This window comes from Rhodoferax saidenbachensis (assembly GCF_031457975.1).
Taxonomy (GTDB): Bacteria; Pseudomonadota; Gammaproteobacteria; order Burkholderiales; family Burkholderiaceae_C; genus Allorhodoferax; species Allorhodoferax saidenbachensis_A.
On record NZ_JAVDXO010000004.1, the window covers coordinates 217,056 to 233,043 of the forward strand.

The following is a 15,988-nucleotide window of genomic DNA, read 5'->3' on the forward strand; positions in this document are numbered from 1 at the left end:
CGCCTAAAGTTCAACCCAGCTGCTGTCACAGTTCACAAGGATCGAAGAGAAACCACCCAATAGGTTTCCTTCAACAGGTTCCAACGACGTCCCTTCGGGGACTTTACAAAGCCACCCTCGGGTGGCTTTTTTTTGTGCGCGGTTTTACGCCGCCAGCAAGCACGGCATTTCCTGCAGCATACCCGTAACGCCCGGCAGCTTGAAAACGCTAACCGATTCCACCAACGCGGTGGACTGGTGGCGCAAATCCATGGCCGCAGCCGCCATTTGCTCTACCAGGGCCGCGTTTTGCTGCGTTACCCGGTCCAGCTCGCCAATCGCATCCCCCACCTGGGCCACGCCGTCGCTCTGCGCCTGGCTAGCGGCGCTGATTTCGCCCACCAGATCGGTCACATGCCGGATAGAGCTGACCACGTCACCCATGGTGGCGCCCGCCTGGTCCACCAAAGCCGAGCCCTGCTGTACGCGCTGCATGCTCTCGTTGATGAGTTTTTTGATCTCCTTGGCGGCGTCGGCACTGCTGCCAGCCAAAGAACGCACCTCGCTGGCCACCACGGCAAAGCCGCGGCCGTGCTCGCCCGCACGCGCCGCCTCCACCGCCGCGTTCAGCGCCAGGATGTTGGTCTGGAAGGCAATGCCATCGATCACGCTGATGATGTCTCCGATCTTTTTGGAGGACTGGTTAATGCCCTCCATGGTCTGGATCACCTGGGTTACGGTCTTGCCGCCGGCCATTGCCACCTCAGTGGCTTTGAGCGCCAGCTGGTTGGCCTTTTTGGCGTTGTCGGCGTTCTGGCGCACCGCTTCGTTCAGCGCCGCGGTAGACGCCGCTGTTTCTTCGAGCGAGCTGGCCTGGCGCTCGGTGCGCGCCGATAGGTCGTTATTGCCCTGGGCGATCTCCGCGCTCACCGTGGCCACGCCCTCGGAGCCACTGCGCACCGTGGCCACCACCTGCACCACACTCGCCTGCATGGCCTTGAGCGCGGCCAGCATCAGAGCGGTTTCGCTGCGGCCTTCGCATTCAATGTCCTTGCGCAGATCGCCTTCGGCCACATCGCGCGCGATCTCCACCGCGCGGTTGATCGGGTGGGTGATGGCCTTGGTCATCAGCCAGGCCGCCACGCTGCCGGCCACCAACGCCAGCACCACAGTGACGAAAAACACCGCGATGCTGCCCTCATAGCGCTGGTTAGCCTCGGTGTACTGACCCTCCACATGCTGCAGCTGCAGCGCCATCAGCGCGTTCAGCTCTTTCACTACCGGGGTCACCATGTCATCCAGGTTCAGCATGACCAGCGACACCTTGTAGCGGTCGCCCTTGTCCAGCGCCTCCACCAGTTCGGCCAGCGTGGGTTGGGCCTTCTCCACCAGCGCGTTAATGCTGGCTATGCCCTTGCGCTCGTCGTCGGTTTGGGCGTGCGCTGTGTAGGTGGTCCATGCCGTAGCCGCCGCGGCCAGCCCCTGGCTGACCTTGGTGTGCGCGGCCTTGGGCTCCAGGCCACCCAGTGCGACCTTGTTGGCACTGTCCAGCACCTCCACCTTGTAAGTGTCGGCAATGCTGGTGAGCTGACGCAGCGGGATCAGGCTGCCGGTGTAGATGGCGCGGATGGACTGGTTGGTGTTTTTGGCGATGTAGGCACCAAACAGCGCCACCATGGCCACCACGGCGATCAGCGCGCCAAACGAGAGGGCCAGCCGGGTGGCGATACGGATGTTGTTGGCTTGCATGGGGTTCCTTCAGTCGGCAAAGCGCACCAGCCGGGCCTGGAATTCCTCGACCTTGCTGTCATAGATGATTTCGCCGCGGGCGTACTTCAGGCCCCAGGCATAGTCGGCGAGCTGCTCGTAGCTCGAGCTGGACCAGAGGTAACTGGCGTCGCTGTCTCCAAACCAGCGCGCGTTGACCGCAGGGCCGCTGCAGTTCAGGTCCACCAAGGTCAGCAACTCGATATAGCTAGGCAGACGCCAACGTGACGCCACGCCCTGCCCCGCCGAGGGGGGCAGGGTCATGGCCGCCTGCCAGCTCATCTTTTTGGCGGCCCCCGTGCACTGCTGGGCGGCGGCATCCCACTGCTTGCCAACCAGGCAGCGCTGCCACACCAGGTGTGATGTTGGGTCTCTGACCTCCGCCCCCTGGCTGCCCGCCACCTCCTGGTACAGCGTGTCGGGCTTGGTGGGTTTTTTATCGCACTTGGCCCAGGCAGCCAGTGGGGTAACGCCTGTCAACATGGCGAGCGCGACGGTCGAAACAACATGGTGGCGCATCATTTTTTCCCCCAGCAAAGTTGGGTGCCCGCCGCGACGTCCTTGCTTTCTATGCCGGCCACGGCGGTGCGTGTGATCAGGTTGACGCCGGTGTCCACATAGCCCGTGGTGCGGCGCCCCGTGCGGGCGTACTCCACACCAGCACTCACACCCTTGGCCGCCATGCGCAGCGGGTACTGCTGCGAGGTGGCGGCAATGTGACCCTGTGCCACATCGGCCACGCCACTGCAGCCGCCGTCGACCGATACCACGAGCACGCCCTGCGCCTTGCCCGCGGTCACCAGCGCCGTATGCGCACCGGCCGCCGCAGGCTCGTTGATGGTGTACACCACGTTGATATCTGGGTGCTTTTTCAGGCAGTTTTCCATGGCGGCCTGGCCCTTGGCGGCGTCACCAAAGCTGTCAGCCTGGCAGACCACGGCCTTGTCGGTGCCCAGCTCCAAGCTCACGGCGTCGGGCGCCGGCAGACCAAACCCACGCATGAAGCCGTTATGCCGCTGTGCGCCCACCGGGTGACCAGGGAACAAGTCCAGCGTGGCAATGCGCGCGGGCGTGGCGCCCAGCGCAACTTTGGCGTACTGGCCAATCAGCACGCCGGCCTGGTAGTTGTCGGTGGCAAACAGCGCATCGGCGCCGTCGATAGGGCTGTCCAGTGCGATCACCTGCACACCGCTGGCCTGCACCTTTTTGATGGCCGGAATGACCGCATCGCCGTTGGAGGCGATCAGGATGGTTTTGACCCCGGCCAGCGCCATGCGCTGGATGGCGGCAATCTGGCTGGCCGTGTCGCCGTCCTGCGTGCCGGCCGCGACCAGCAGACGGGCGTCCAGCTTGCGGGCCTCGGCCTTGGCGCCCTCTTTCATCTTCACGAAGAAGGGGTTGGTGTCGGTTTTGGTGATGAGGCCGATGAGAACCGAGGTTTGCGGTTGAGCCGGGGCCGTTGCCAGCCCAAGAACGGCCAGCAGGCAGAGTGTTTTGTAGTGCATGTCTTCCGTCCGAATACGGTTGCCAACGGGTCCCAAGGCACGCTGGCCTCAGGGAATCTGCGGGAAAGTGTAGTTCGGCGAAAAAGTAAATCAATAGGTTTTAATTAATACAAACCCTTAGATTGGGGCAAAAACTGGTGCTCACGAATGTCCGAGCGCTTACCTATGAAAATGGGCTCTAGCCCCCGTAATCATTGCGTGAAAAGCTACAAATACGATAGCACTTTGGCAGGTGCAATATCGACCAGGCAGCGCGTGTGGCCTAGCGGACACTCCCGGGCAAAGCACGGCGCGCAGTCCAGCGGGGGCTGGTAGGCAGGGTCGTTCTTGAGCCAGAGCACGGTAGCCCGATCACTCAGCGGCGGCGTGTGCAGCGGGCTGGACGAGCCAAATACCGCCACCTGGGGCACGCCAAACGCTGCGGCCACGTGCATGAGGCCGGAGTCATTGCTGACCATGGCTTTGGCCGAGGCGATCAGTGCAATCGCTTGGTCGAGCGTGGTTTTGCCCGCCAGGTCGCGGCACTGGCCGGGCTGCTTAGCGTTCACCGCGGCGGCAATCTCGGCGCACACCTCGGCGTCTTTGCCCGAACCCAACAGCAGCACGGGCAGCGCCAGTTGGCTCGCCAGCGCGGCAAAATGGGCCGCGGGCCAGCGCTTGGCCGGGCCGTATTCGGCGCCGGGCGCCAGCACATAAAAGCCCTGCGCCTGCAAGCTCTGCGCGGCCAGTGCGGCTGCCGCGGCGCCGGGGGGCAGTTGCAAATGGGGTTGGTCCGCGTCCAGACCGGCATCGCCGCTGAGGGCAGAGTAAAACGCCACCATGGGCGGGCGTTCGCCCTCAGGCGGATTCGGCAGGCGTTGGTTCAGCAAGCCCCAACGGGCCTCACCGGAATAGCCAACGCGTCTAGAGATGCCAGCCCACCAGGGAATCAGGGCGCTTTTGAGGGAATTGGGGCAGACATAGGCTGCATCAAAGCGGCCTCGCAGCGTCTTGGCCATCGCCCGCCGCGCGGCCCATTGCAGACCGCCGTGGGCAAACGGAAATTCAATGACCTCGACCACGTGGGGCATGGCGCGGTACACCGGCGCCACCCAGGGCAAGGCCCCCACGGTGAGCCGCTCACCGCGCGCCGCCAGGCGGCGCATGAGCGGCTCGGTCATCACCGCGTCCCCAATCCATTGGGGCGCGATGACCAGGGACTTAATGTCCACCCGCGAAGTGCTCGCCGTCTTTCAGTTTGTAGACGGTGCCACAGTAGGGGCACTTGGCTTCACCGGTGTGCGCCACGTCCAGGTACACCTTGGGGTGGGTGTTCCAGGTCTTCATGTCGGCCAGGGGGCTGGGGCAAAACACGCCGCCCTGGTGGTTCAGGTCTTTTGCCAGGATTTCGATTGTCATGATGGTTTCCTATTCAGTTGGGGTCAGAGCACATCGCTTACGCGAGTGGTCTGACCCCAAAAATCTCACACCTTCGTGAGCCAGTGGGCGTATTTGGAGTTGCGGCCGTTGACGATGTCAAAGAACGCCGTCTGGATCTTCTCGGTAATGGGACCGCGGCTGCCCGCGCCCAGCTCGATGCGGTCCAACTCGCGGATGGGGGTCACTTCGGCGGCGGTGCCGGTGAAGAAGGCTTCGTCGGAAATGTAGACCTCGTCACGCGTAATGCGCTTTTGCACGATCTCCAGGCCCAGGTCCTTGGCGATGTGAAACACGGTGTTGCGTGTGATGCCGTTCAGGGCACCGGCCGACAGGTCAGGCGTGTAGATCACGCCGTTCTTGATCACAAAGATGTTTTCGCCCGCACCTTCGGACACAAAGCCCGAGCTGTCCAACAGCAGGGCTTCGTCGTAGCCGTCGTCGGTGGCTTCCATGTTGGCCAGGATGGAGTTGGTGTAGTTGCTCACCGCCTTGGCCTGGGTCATGGTGATGTTGACGTGGTGGCGGGTGTAGCTGCTGGTCTTGACGCGGATGCCGCGCTTCATGCCTTCTTCGCCCAGGTAGGCGCCCCAGGGCCATGCGGCCACCATCAGGTGGATGGTGTTGCCCTTGGGCGAGACGCCCAGCTTCTTGTCGCCGATCCAGGTCAGGGGGCGCAGGTAGCCAGATTCGAGCTTGTTCTCGCGAATCACGGCGCACTGGGCCTCGTTCACCTGCTCCTGGGTGAACGGGATCTTCATGCGTAGGATCTTGGCGCTGTTGAACAGGCGCTCGGTGTGCTCCTGCAGGCGGAAGATGGCCGGGCCGTTGACGGTGTTGTAGGCGCGCACGCCCTCAAAAGCGCCGCAGCCATAGTGCAGCGTGTGGCTCAGCACGTGGATCTTGGCGTCGCGCCAGTCCACCATCTGGCCATCCATCCAGATTTTTCCGTCGCGGTCAGACATGGAGGGAGGAAGTGCGCTCATCGTGGGTGTCCTTGTAATGGGGGTCGCAAGATTGCAAACCACCGATTTTACGGGGCCAGCGCGGCGCCTTCCGCCTGCGGCGCGGCATCCTCCACGGCCGGTCGGGTCAGTTCCCAGCTTTGCAGCTTGCCACCCAGAAACACGCACAGCACGCTGGCCTGCGAGCCATCGGTCCAGCGAAAGCGCTCGGGCTGGGTGTCCTGGGGCGACTCCAGTTGGCCCAGCGCGCGTGTCATGGCCACCACATGCAGCAGTGGCAGGCCAGGGCGCAGCTTCGAATGCAGCATGACCGCGCTGGCCACATAACCAATAGGACGGTTGGCCGCGCGCTTGAGCACCTGCAGCATGCGGGTGAAATGCAACAGCTGCCACATGACCAAGGCACCTACCGCCAGCGCCAGACCGGGCCAGCCCCAGGCACGGTAGCCCGCCACGGCCAACGCAATGCAGCCCAGGGGCAGCAAAATGGATTGAAAGTTCATGCGCGGATTTTCGCAGGCCGCGGGCTCAGCGCGGCCGTGACCGACAGACGCTGCAGATCAGAACGTTTCCCAGTCGTCATCGCCACCGGCGGGCGTCGTGGCCTTGGCGAGTTTGGGCGCAGCCACCTGCAAGGCGGGGCGCGGCTTGGGGGCCAGCGCCTTGGGCTTGGCCGCCAGTGCGGGGGCAGCCGTGCGGGGGGCCAAGGCGGGCACCGGGCGCTTCATGGCCGGGGCGATGCGCGGCGGCGCCTTGTGCGGCGCCCTGGAGATAGGCGGCGCCACACGGGGCGCCGCCAGTTGATGGTCCAGTTTGAAGGCGGCCACCACTTGGGCCAGGCGTTGGGCCTGGTCCTTCATGCTGCTGGCGGCTGCCGCAGATTGCTCCACCAGCGCGGCGTTTTGCTGCGTCATCTGGTCCAGCTGGCCCACGGCCACGTTCACTTCGGCAATGCCGTCGGACTGCTCAGACGCGGCAGCCGTGATCTCGCCCATGATGTCGGTCACACGCTGCACCGAGCTCACGATCTCGGTCATGGTCTGGCCGGCCTGGGCCACTAGCGCGGCGCCACCGTCCACCTTCTCGACACTGGTGTTGATCAAAGTCTTGATCTCCTTGGCCGCGTCCGCACTGCGGCCCGCCAGGCTGCGCACTTCGCTGGCCACCACCGCAAAGCCGCGGCCCTGCTCGCCGGCCCGCGCGGCTTCCACCGCCGCATTCAGCGCCAGGATGTTGGTCTGGAAGGCAATGCCATCGATCACGCTAATGATGTCGCTGATCTTGCGGGAGCTGGCGTTGATATCGTCCATGGTGGACACCACCTGGCTGACTACCGCACCACCGCGCTGAGCCACCTGGGCTGCCGACGCGGCCAGCTGGTTGGCCTGGCGCGCTGACTCGGCAGACTGCTTCACCGTGGTGGTGAGCTGCTGCATGCTGGAGGCGGTCTTCTCCAGGTTGGAAGCCGTCTGCTCGGTGCGGTTGGCCAAGTCCTGGTTGCCAGTGGCAATTTCTTCACTGGCAGTGGCAATGCTGTCGGTGCCGCGGCGCACATCGGCCACCAGGTGCACCAGTTGGTCCTGCATGTGGGCCAGGGCGCGCATCATTTCGCCGAACTCGTCGCCGCGATCGACCTGAACCTTCACACTCAAATCGCCAGAAGCAATTTTCTCTGCCACGGCGATCGCGTCTTTCAGGGGTTGGCGAATCTGGCGGATCAGCACCAGGGTGCCCACAACCAGTAGGACCAGCAAGGCTGCCACCAAGCCGCGTGAGATCCAGGCATTGACCACCCGCTCCTCCTGGAAGCCTTCGTTCAAGCTCGCGGTTTTACCTTTTTGCAGCTCACTGAATTCCTGCAAGGACTTCACATACTTGTCGACCGCAGGTTGCAGATTGGTTTTTACCTCCGCTGCCGCCCCGGGTTGGTCGCTGGCGGTTTTGAGATCACGCACCTTGGCCAACGACACCAGCGCCACTTTGCGCTCTTCGCCTATGCGGTCGAACAGGGTCTTCTCAGCGGCATTCAGGCCACTGGCTTCCACCTGCTTCTGAATCTCGGTGATGCGTGCGCTGGCCGTGGGAATTTGGGTTTTGAACAGCTCGTCTACCGCAGGATCGGCGGTGGATGCGGTGGCGACGATGCGGGTGAGCTGGGTTTCCACCTGGCCTGACCACTGCAGGGCCAAATTGATTTTCTCGTTTTGGGCCGCAAAAGCAGCATCGGCACGCGCCTGCAAGGCGGTAGTGCGGCTTGTGGCAAACACCAGCGTGAACACCAGCAAGGCCATAACGAGTGCGACGAAAACCCAGAGCTTTGCGCCCAGGGTCAGGTTATTGGATTTCATGCGAAAGGCCTGGTTGTTGCAGCCTTGCATCTTATCCATGCAGCCGCCGCGTGTGCGAGTAAATCCGCGAACGGCGCCCTCAATGTCGGATCAGCCCAGACCGCGCACCACGTTCATGGCCTCTTCCACCCGGTCCACGGCGTGGATGGTCATGCCTTCGATGGGTTTTTTGGGCGCATTCGCCTTGGGCACCACGGCCACGCTGAAGCCGAGCTTGGCGGCTTCTTTCAGGCGCTCCTGCCCGCGCGGCGCGGGACGCACCTCACCGGCCAACCCTACCTCGCCAAACGCGATGAAGCCTTTGGGCAGCGGTTTGCCACGCAAAGACGAGGTGATGGACAGCATCACCGCCAAGTCAGCCGCAGGCTCGCCAATACGCACGCCGCCCACGGCGTTGATGAACACGTCCTGGTCCATACACGCCACACCCGCGTGGCGATGCAGCACGGCCAGCAGCATGGCCAGACGGTCTTTGTCCAGCCCCACACTGAGACGCCGCGGGCTGGGACCGCCGCTGTCCACCAGCGCCTGGATCTCCACCAACAGCGGGCGCGTGCCCTCCAGCGTCACCATCACGCAGCTGCCGGGCACGGGCTCGGCGTGCTGGCTCAGAAAGATGGCGCTGGGGTTGCTCACGCCCTTCAGGCCTTTCTCGGTCATGGCGAACACGCCAATCTCGTTGACCGCGCCAAAGCGGTTCTTGATGGCGCGCACCAGGCGGAACTGGCTGTGCGTATCTCCCTCAAAGTACAGCACCGTGTCCACCATGTGCTCCAGCACGCGGGGGCCGGCCAAGGCGCCTTCTTTAGTGACGTGGCCGACCAACACGATGGCCGTGCCACTGGCCTTGGCCGCGCGCGTCAGGTGGGCCGCGCATTCGCGCACCTGGGCCACCGAGCCCGGGGCGCTGGTGAGCTGCTCCGAGTAAACGGTCTGGATAGAGTCGATCACCGCCACGTCAGGACGGTGGGCTTCCAGCGTGGCGAGGATTTTTTCGAGCTGGATTTCGGCCAGCACCCGCACCTGACTGTGGTCCAGCCCCAGGCGGCGCGAACGCAATGCCACCTGCGCCCCACTCTCTTCGCCGGTGACATACAGGGTGTTTTTGCCCGAACGCTGCAGCGAATCCAGCGCCTGCAGCAAGAGCGTCGACTTGCCAATGCCGGGATCGCCGCCAATGAGCACCACACCGCCCTCCACCATGCCGCCGCCCAGCACGCGGTCCAGCTCCTCGTGGCCGGTGGGGGTGCGCTCCACGTCAGACGCCTCGATGTCGGACAGCACCGCCACCTCGGCCGTCTTGGCCAGCGAGGCGAAGCGGTTTTTGGCCGGCGCGTCACTCTGCGCCACGGATTCGATCAGCGTGTTCCAGGCATTGCAGTGCGGGCATTTGCCCAGCCATTTGGGGCTGGTGCCGCCGCATTCGTTGCAAGAGAAGACAGTTTTTTCTTTGGCCATGATGCGATATTACTGTATAAACATACAGACATCAATCTCCCGCCTCCCTATCAAATTACTATGCTTTCGATAGCGGCTTGCGCAATATCTACGCGGGCCAGGAGCTGTTTTCATGCCAAAACAGTGGGCTGGAGACTCTGACCGCTAGCGCGGGATGCGCTCTCGCGCCTGGCGCACTTTGTCACCATTGATGGTGAGCCGCACTTTCTCGAAGTTCACCGCGGTCGCAATGGCGTAGGCAGGCTCGGTGGCGGTGTTGTGGCCCACGTATTTGACGATTGGCATGCCGTCCTTGTCGAGAATGGGGATCACCCAGGGCGTATTGGCACGCTCGCCGCGCTGCACCGACACCGCTGTCTCGCCATTGGCCAACTGCATATAGCTGCCCGGCGGGTAAAACCCGACGGCCTGCGCGATGGCGGAGCCCACGCCCACAATTTCACCCTCGGCGCCCATCACCATGGACTTGACCGCCTTGACGGGTGCAAACGACATGCGTGTCTTGCGCGCTGCCATACGGGCCACAAAGCCGTCGGCCAGGTGCAGCAAACGGCGGCTGGCGAAGTTGCGCGCCATGGCCTTGGGCGACTCCGGGGCATGGTGCCAACGCACAATGTCCAGCACGTCGTCGTCATCCACCCCCAGGCTCACCAAAATATCCACGCTGCGCAAGGAATGGTCGGCAATCAGGGTGCGTTGCTCAGCGCTCAATGGTTCGCTCTGGCGTGACAGCGAATCTTGCTCGCGCGCCATGCCAATGTTCATGGTCAGCGCGGCGCGGCGCAACGTCTGGCGCTGCAAGGGGTCTAACCCCAGTTTCTGCCCTGCCAGTTCACAGACCACCGCACACAACAGCGCGTTGGTGGCGCAGTAGCCCAGGCTACCGTCGGCCAGCGCCTGGAACAGGCAAAACAGGCTGTCGTCGGTATCGGCCGTCAACAAAGCCTGGCATTTGCGCTCCAACCCCGCCAGGCGCGGCAGCGGGTTGATCGCCAGTCCGCCTTGGTACAACACGCCGCGCAGCACTTCCTGCAAATCCAGCCAGCCGCCGCTGAGCTGCTGCCCGACCACGTAGTCGCGCTCCAGAATGGTGCTGGGCATGGACGCGGTGGCAATGGTTTGGATGTCCACGCCATCGCGCAGCATCTGGTGCACCATGCGCTCATAGGCCTGCTGCCAGGCCAAGCCCTCGACCGCGGAAGAACAGGCTTCGTGGTCATGCAGCTTGTCGCGGTGCTGTGCAGACAAGATGGGCTGCCCCTTGCGCAGCAACAGCTGGCCGGTGGTGCCACTCCACACATCCACGGGCAGGGGCTTGCCCACCTCCAGCATGGAGATGGGAATAGGAATGGTGTTTTTGTTCAATCGGCCACCACCACCGGCACGCGCAGCGCCAGCCCGCACATCAGCTCGTAGCCCACCGTGCCAGCGCACACCGCCACCTCGTCAATCGGTAGCACCGCACCGTTGGCAGCGCGGCCCCACAGCGTGACCTCGCTGCCCATGTGTGCATCGGGCACGGGGTCCAGGTCCACGGTGACCATGTCCATGCTGACGCGGCCCACGGTACGGGTGCGCACGCCGTCCACCAGCACCGGCGTGCCCGTGGGGCACAGGCGCGGGTAGCCATCCGCATAGCCACAGGCGACCACACCGATGCGCATGGGCTTGTCGGCCACGAATGTAGAGCCATATCCGACGCTAGCCCCCGTATCTATTGCGCGGGTAGCTATTATTTTTGCAGCAAGCGTCATAGTCGGCTGCAGACCCCAATCGGCACTACTGTGCTCCGGATAGTCGGGCGCGCTGCCGTAAACGGCAATGCCGGGGCGCACCCAGTCGGACACCAGGCCGGGGCCGGAGTGGCGCAGCGTGGCTGCGCTGTTGCTGACCGTGCGCTCACCGGGCAGATCGTCCGTGGCGGCCTTGAAGATCGCCATTTGCGCGTCAATGCCCTTGGGGCCGTCGGCGTCGCTGAAGTGGGTCATCAGCGAAATTTCGTCCACCTGCGGCAACGCGTTCAACCGGGTCCACGCCGAGCGCACCTGCTCCGGCTGGAAGCCCAGGCGGTTCATGCCGGAGTTGACCTTGAGGAACACACGGTGCGGCTCGTTGGTCTTGTGGATGGCCAGCATATTGATCTGCTCTTCGCAGTGCACCGTGTGCCACAGGCCCAGGCGCGAGCACAGCTCCAGGTCGCGCTGGTCGAACACACCTTCCAATAAGAGGACGGGGCCGCGCCAGCCCAGGTTGCGCACGCGCTGCGCTTCGTCCAGGTCCAGCAGGGCAATGCCGTCGGCGCCACGCAGGCCGTCAAACGCACGCTCGATGCCGTGGCCGTAGGCATTGGCTTTGACCACTGCCCACACCCGCGCATCGGGCGCGGCGCGGCGCGCCACTTCCAGGTTGTGGCGCAGGGCCTGGGTGTGGATGGTGGCTTGTATGGGACGTGGCATGGCGATGGCGGAGAGAGGAACTGCGAAGATTTTGACATTGGCCGCCGTGCTATAACCGCAGCACGTTTGGAGACCTACAACAATACCTGACGCATTAGCCACGCTAATGTGCCCTATTCCCCACCCATGAAACGCGGTTTTTACACCATCATGTCAGCGCAGTTTTTTAGCTCGCTGGCCGACAATGCTTTGTTTGTGGGTGCCGTGCAGTTGCTACGCAGTGCAGGTGCGCCTGAGTGGCAACAAGCCGCGCTGGTGCCCATGTTTGCGCTGTTTTACGTGGTGTTGGCACCTTTTGTGGGCGCGTTTGCCGACTCCATGCCCAAGGGCAAGGTGATGCTGATCAGCAATGGCATCAAGGTTGTGGGCTGCCTGATGATGCTGTTTGGCACGCACCCGCTGATGTCCTACGCCATCGTGGGCCTGGGCGCCGCGGCCTACTCCCCCGCCAAATACGGAATCCTGACCGAGCTGCTACCGGCCTCCCAATTGGTCAAGGCCAACGGCTGGATCGAGGGGCTAACGATTTCCTCCATCATCCTGGGCGTGCTGCTGGGCGGCCAGCTGGTCAGTCCGGGCATCTCCCACGCTCTGCTGTCCATTGACTTCCCTCTCATTGACACCAGCATTGACACCCCACCCGAGGCGGCTATTGGCATCCTGATCTTTGTCTACCTCGCCGCGGCTTGGTTCAATACCCGCATCCCGCTGACCGGCGCCAGCATGCGCGCCATGCCCAAGAACCTGCTGACACTGCTGCCCGATTTCTGGAAGTGCAATGCCAAGCTGTGGAAAGACCGGCTGGGCCAAATCTCCTTGAGCACCACCACGCTATTCTGGGGTGTGAGCGGCAACCTGCGCTACATCGTGCTGGCCTGGGCCTCGGCCGCATTGGGCTATAGCGTGACGCAGGCCTCTGCCTTGGTGGGCGTGGTGGCCATAGGCACGGCTGCCGGGGCGGTAGCTGCCTCCATGCGCATGCGGCTGGAGCACGCCACCAATGTGATCCCACTGGGCATTGCCATGGGCCTGCTGATTTTGTTCCTGAACTTCATCACCAACGTCTGGGTGGCCGCACCCTTCCTGATTTTGTTGGGTGGGCTGGGTGGCTTTCTGGTGGTGCCCATGAATGCCTTGCTGCAGCACCGCGGCCACAACCTCATGGGCGCAGGCCGCTCCATTGCCGTGCAAAACTTCAACGAGCAGGCCTGCATTCTGGGTCTGGGCGCGTTCTACAGCCTGTCCACCGGCATGGGCCTGTCGGCCTTTGGCGCCATCACCGTGTTTGGCGTGGTGGTGGCGGGCTTCATGTGGTGGATCAAGCGCTGGCACGCGCGCAACTGCCGCGACCATGCAGCGGTGTTGGAGCACCTGCTGGCCATTGCCCGCAACGACAACCTGCACGGCTAGGCGCGCAAACCCTCTGCGGTGCCGCTGCTGAGCTCGGACGACTCGGGCTCGGCGTATTCCACCCGGTCACGCCCCAGTTGCTTGGCCACGTACAGCGCGCGGTCGGCGGCGGCGTAAATGCTGTCCACCGTGCCCTGCTGGTTGCGCAGCAGGCCGCTGACCCCAAAGCTGGCGGTTACCGGCACGCTCAAGTCCTCCATCACCAACGGTTCGGCGCGCACCAGCATGCGCAGCTTTTCGGCCACGGCCAGCGCACCCTCGCGCGAGGTGTCGGGCAAGAGCACGATGAACTCTTCCCCGCCCAGGCGGGCCACCGTGTCAGTGGTGCGAATACCGCTACGCAACAGCGCAGCCACCTGCTTGAGCACGGCATCACCCACCGGGTGGCCATACTGGTCGTTGACCTTCTTGAAAAAGTCCAGGTCCACCATGATGAGCTGCGTATCGCAGGGCGCTCGCGCCGCACGCGCCAACTCCATGTTCGCCATGCGCATGAACTCGCGGCGGTTGTACAGCCCGGTCAGCGTGTCGTGGTCGGCTAGGAAGGCCAATTCCTGCTGCTGCGCCATCAACGCAGTATTGCTGCGACTCAATTCGCGGCGCAACATCACGGCGCGTACGAATTGATTCCACACTATCACCGACGCCAACAACGCCAACATCGGCCCCACATAGGCAATGATGCCCGCGCTGGTGATGTGCGCGGGATCAATGGGTGCACGCAACAGCATGACGGCAAACAGCATGCAGGCGCAGGTATACAGCGGTACTGAGATGCCGGGCCGCATCAGCCCCAGTACCCCGAACATGATGCAAATCATCATGAAACTCGACGGCCCAGCCCCCGCATTGGCCACCAAGTCGGCAATAGAAATCACCGCACCGAAATAGAAATACCCTGCAGCAATGGCAATTTGCAAGACAATGGCGCCCGCCGTAGCGTGCTTGCCGCGCCGCACATAGGCATGGGACAGCAACCCGCTGAAGATAACGAACCCGCAAATGACAACATGAGCCCATTTCACGGTGCTGGCCCATTCCACCATTTCGGGATGCTCCGGCGGGGCGACGTACTGCTGCAGCCCAAACGCCAGGCTCATATGCAATGGAACCATGAGCACTGCCACCCAGCGGTAGTGCCGAAGCGACTCCATGGTTCCTTCCCCCTGCACCAAGTCGTATTTGCGCTTGGTGGCCACAAGCCACTCTACAAGCCGATGAAACCAGGAGGGGTATTTCCACATGTCTCTTCCTTGCGTGGAATCTTCCCAGCAAAGTTCGACACTTACAAGTGTTTTATCTCCTTCCAGAACCTGCTAAGGTGATTTCCTGCCACTTCCACGAAAGACTTTTATGGCCACTGCTTATGATTTTGAAGCTCTGCAAATTTCCGGCAAACCGGTCGCACTGCGCCAGTTTGAAGGCAAACCTTTGCTCATCGTGAACACCGCCAGCGCTTGTGGCTTCACGCCGCAGTTTGTCGGCCTGGAAGAGTTGCACAAAACCTATGGCGACAAGGGACTGGTGGTGCTGGGCTTTCCCTGCAATCAGTTCGGCGCGCAGGACAAGGGCAGCAACGACGAGATTTCCGAGTTCTGCCAGCTCAACTATGGCGTGAGTTTTCCCATGATGGCGAAGATCGACGTGAACGGCGGTGAGGCCCACCCGCTGTACCAATGGCTGGTGAAAGAGGCGCCGGGCTTTCTGGGCACCAAGGCCATCAAGTGGAACTTCACCAAGTTTCTGATCGGCAAGGACGGCCAGGTCCTCAAGCGCTACGCGCCTACGGACACGCCAGCTAGCTTGGCCAAGGATATTGAAGCCGCGCTAGCGGGCTGATCCCATGCGCTGGCTGCCCATCCTCTGGGCCCTGGTCTGCACCAGCGGGGCTGCGTTGGCACAAACCGCGTATCCCATGGTCGACCCCACAAAGGCCCTGCAAGGCACCGCCTTGGTTGCGCAATTGCGCCAGGGTGGCTATGTGCTCTATATGCGCCATGCCATCAGTGGCCCCCCCACCGAGCACTGCAAACCGCAAAGCGGCCTGACGCCTGAGGGAGAAGCACAAGCACGCGCCGTTGGCACAGCGTTGCGTGCGCTGAAAATTCCGGTAGGGGCAGTGTGGAGCTCCCAAACCTGTAGAACCGAGCACACCGCCCAGTTGCTTGAGTTGGGCCCGGTGGCAACCACCCTCGATCTAAACCCGGCTGGCGGAGACATCCAGGCCGAGCGTGACGCAGCACGCACCCGGCGCCTGCTGGCGCTGCCGGCGCCCGGCCAGAACACCGTGCTGGTGGCCCACGTGCAGTCGGCGCAGCAGCCACAGGACCAGATACAACTCGCGTTTGCCGAAATCATTGTGTTCCGTGCCGGCACACCGGGCCGCCCTGATCCTGTGGCCCGCATCACGCTGCTGGACTGGCAAGCCTTGGTTGCAGCGGCTGCGGACTGAGGGTTCATCGGGTTATTTCGCCCAAATACAACAGAAGCTCGCGCCGCGCCGGGCTTGGCCCTCAATTGCCCTTAAAAAGTAAAGGCAATTCGTTACACTGATCCGCTGTGATCTGTGCTAGCGGGCTGTCTCCTTTCGGGCCCCAGCGCAAATTACCTTGTCCCGGGGCCGCCGCACGCCCCACCGTATGGTCCTTGGAAATGTCCGACACAGAGACTCCACGCTCATCTTT

At 63.1% G+C, this 15,988-nt stretch carries 15 protein-coding genes; 3 read left to right on the forward strand and 12 right to left on the reverse strand.

The window, feature by feature from the left end; genetic code table 11:
• Window positions 1-144 precede the first annotated feature (144 nt).
• The 11 genes from J2X15_RS11020 to alr form a co-directional block, all read right to left on the reverse strand.
• Complete coding sequence (locus J2X15_RS11020) at window positions 145-1,728, reverse strand: methyl-accepting chemotaxis protein (RefSeq protein ID WP_310342667.1); 1,584 nt, start codon at window positions 1,726-1,728, stop codon at window positions 145-147.
• A gap of 9 nt (window positions 1,729-1,737) precedes the next feature.
• Window positions 1,738-2,229, reverse strand: a complete 492-nt coding sequence (locus J2X15_RS11025; RefSeq protein WP_310342669.1) for an Lcl C-terminal domain-containing protein — start codon at window positions 2,227-2,229, stop codon at window positions 1,738-1,740.
• 35 nt (window positions 2,230-2,264) lie between these two features.
• Complete coding sequence (locus J2X15_RS11030; protein ID WP_310342671.1) at window positions 2,265-3,251, reverse strand: substrate-binding domain-containing protein; 987 nt, start codon at window positions 3,249-3,251, stop codon at window positions 2,265-2,267.
• A 206-nt stretch (window positions 3,252-3,457) separates the two neighbouring features.
• A complete protein-coding gene (gene waaF, locus J2X15_RS11035; RefSeq protein ID WP_310342674.1) occupies window positions 3,458-4,462 on the reverse strand; it encodes a lipopolysaccharide heptosyltransferase II in 1,005 nt (334 codons plus the stop codon).
• Window positions 4,452-4,649 (reverse strand): zinc-finger domain-containing protein, encoded by a 198-nt coding sequence (locus J2X15_RS11040; RefSeq protein WP_310342675.1) that lies wholly within the window; start codon window positions 4,647-4,649, stop codon window positions 4,452-4,454. Before J2X15_RS11040 ends, waaF begins: the two co-directional genes overlap by 11 nt.
• A 65-nt stretch (window positions 4,650-4,714) precedes the next feature.
• Window positions 4,715-5,653 carry a branched-chain amino acid transaminase gene (locus J2X15_RS11045; RefSeq protein ID WP_310342677.1) on the reverse strand — a complete coding sequence of 313 codons (939 nt, stop codon included), beginning with the start codon at window positions 5,651-5,653 and terminating at the stop codon, window positions 4,715-4,717.
• A 47-nt stretch (window positions 5,654-5,700) separates the two neighbouring features.
• Window positions 5,701-6,135 (reverse strand): glycerate kinase, encoded by a 435-nt coding sequence (locus tag J2X15_RS11050; protein ID WP_310342679.1) that lies wholly within the window; start codon window positions 6,133-6,135, stop codon window positions 5,701-5,703.
• 57 nt (window positions 6,136-6,192) lie between these two features.
• The gene (locus tag J2X15_RS11055) at window positions 6,193-7,980 is read right to left on the reverse strand and encodes a methyl-accepting chemotaxis protein (protein WP_310342683.1); all 1,788 of its coding nucleotides are present in this window, start codon (window positions 7,978-7,980) and stop codon (window positions 6,193-6,195) included.
• A 90-nt stretch (window positions 7,981-8,070) separates the two neighbouring features.
• A complete protein-coding gene (gene radA / locus J2X15_RS11060) occupies window positions 8,071-9,438 on the reverse strand; it encodes a DNA repair protein RadA (protein ID WP_310342686.1) in 1,368 nt (455 codons plus the stop codon).
• Between the two features lie 144 nt (window positions 9,439-9,582).
• Window positions 9,583-10,803, reverse strand: coding sequence for an HD-GYP domain-containing protein (locus J2X15_RS11065; protein WP_310342689.1), 1,221 nt, complete (start codon window positions 10,801-10,803; stop codon window positions 9,583-9,585).
• Window positions 10,800-11,894 (reverse strand): alanine racemase, encoded by a 1,095-nt coding sequence (gene alr / locus J2X15_RS11070; RefSeq protein WP_310342691.1) that lies wholly within the window; start codon window positions 11,892-11,894, stop codon window positions 10,800-10,802. The genes J2X15_RS11065 and alr overlap by 4 nt, the downstream gene beginning before the upstream one ends.
• A 126-nt stretch (window positions 11,895-12,020) precedes the next feature.
• On the opposite strand from alr, the gene lplT reads away from it, so the two are divergent.
• Window positions 12,021-13,304, forward strand: a complete 1,284-nt coding sequence (gene lplT, locus J2X15_RS11075) for a lysophospholipid transporter LplT (protein ID WP_310342694.1) — start codon at window positions 12,021-12,023, stop codon at window positions 13,302-13,304.
• On the opposite strand, the gene J2X15_RS11080 is transcribed toward lplT, so the two are convergent.
• A complete protein-coding gene (locus J2X15_RS11080) occupies window positions 13,301-14,503 on the reverse strand; it encodes a GGDEF domain-containing protein (protein ID WP_310342696.1) in 1,203 nt (400 codons plus the stop codon). The genes lplT and J2X15_RS11080 overlap by 4 nt on opposite strands.
• A 154-nt stretch (window positions 14,504-14,657) precedes the next feature.
• On the opposite strand from J2X15_RS11080, the gene J2X15_RS11085 reads away from it, so the two are divergent.
• Complete coding sequence (locus tag J2X15_RS11085; protein ID WP_310342697.1) at window positions 14,658-15,143, forward strand: glutathione peroxidase; 486 nt, start codon at window positions 14,658-14,660, stop codon at window positions 15,141-15,143.
• Window positions 15,144-15,147: 4 nt separating this feature from the next.
• Window positions 15,148-15,756 (forward strand): histidine phosphatase family protein, encoded by a 609-nt coding sequence (locus J2X15_RS11090; protein ID WP_310342698.1) that lies wholly within the window; start codon window positions 15,148-15,150, stop codon window positions 15,754-15,756.
• The last annotated feature ends 232 nt before the right edge of the window (window positions 15,757-15,988 follow it).

Excerpts from the sequence above, each read along its gene's own strand:
- J2X15_RS11030 (WP_310342671.1), bottom strand. The coding sequence starts at position 3,251 with ATGCACTACAAAACACTCTGCCTGCTGGCCGTTCTTGGGCTGGCAACG.
- J2X15_RS11050 (WP_310342679.1), bottom strand. The coding sequence starts at position 6,135 with ATGAACTTTCAATCCATTTTGCTGCCCCTGGGCTGCATTGCGTTGGCC.
- J2X15_RS11055 (WP_310342683.1), bottom strand. The coding sequence starts at position 7,980 with ATGAAATCCAATAACCTGACCCTGGGCGCAAAGCTCTGGGTTTTCGTC.
- J2X15_RS11090 (WP_310342698.1), top strand. The coding sequence starts at position 15,148 with ATGCGCTGGCTGCCCATCCTCTGGGCCCTGGTCTGCACCAGCGGGGCT.
- J2X15_RS11045 (WP_310342677.1), bottom strand. The coding sequence starts at position 5,653 with ATGAGCGCACTTCCTCCCTCCATGTCTGACCGCGACGGAAAAATCTGG.
- J2X15_RS11040 (WP_310342675.1), bottom strand. The coding sequence starts at position 4,649 with ATGACAATCGAAATCCTGGCAAAAGACCTGAACCACCAGGGCGGCGTG.
- lplT (WP_310342694.1), top strand. The coding sequence starts at position 12,021 with ATGAAACGCGGTTTTTACACCATCATGTCAGCGCAGTTTTTTAGCTCG.
- alr (WP_310342691.1), bottom strand. The coding sequence starts at position 11,894 with ATGCCACGTCCCATACAAGCCACCATCCACACCCAGGCCCTGCGCCAC.
- J2X15_RS11025 (WP_310342669.1), bottom strand. The coding sequence starts at position 2,229 with ATGTTGACAGGCGTTACCCCACTGGCTGCCTGGGCCAAGTGCGATAAA.
- J2X15_RS11085 (WP_310342697.1), top strand. The coding sequence starts at position 14,658 with ATGGCCACTGCTTATGATTTTGAAGCTCTGCAAATTTCCGGCAAACCG.
- radA (WP_310342686.1), bottom strand. The coding sequence starts at position 9,438 with ATGGCCAAAGAAAAAACTGTCTTCTCTTGCAACGAATGCGGCGGCACC.
- J2X15_RS11020 (WP_310342667.1), bottom strand. The coding sequence starts at position 1,728 with ATGCAAGCCAACAACATCCGTATCGCCACCCGGCTGGCCCTCTCGTTT.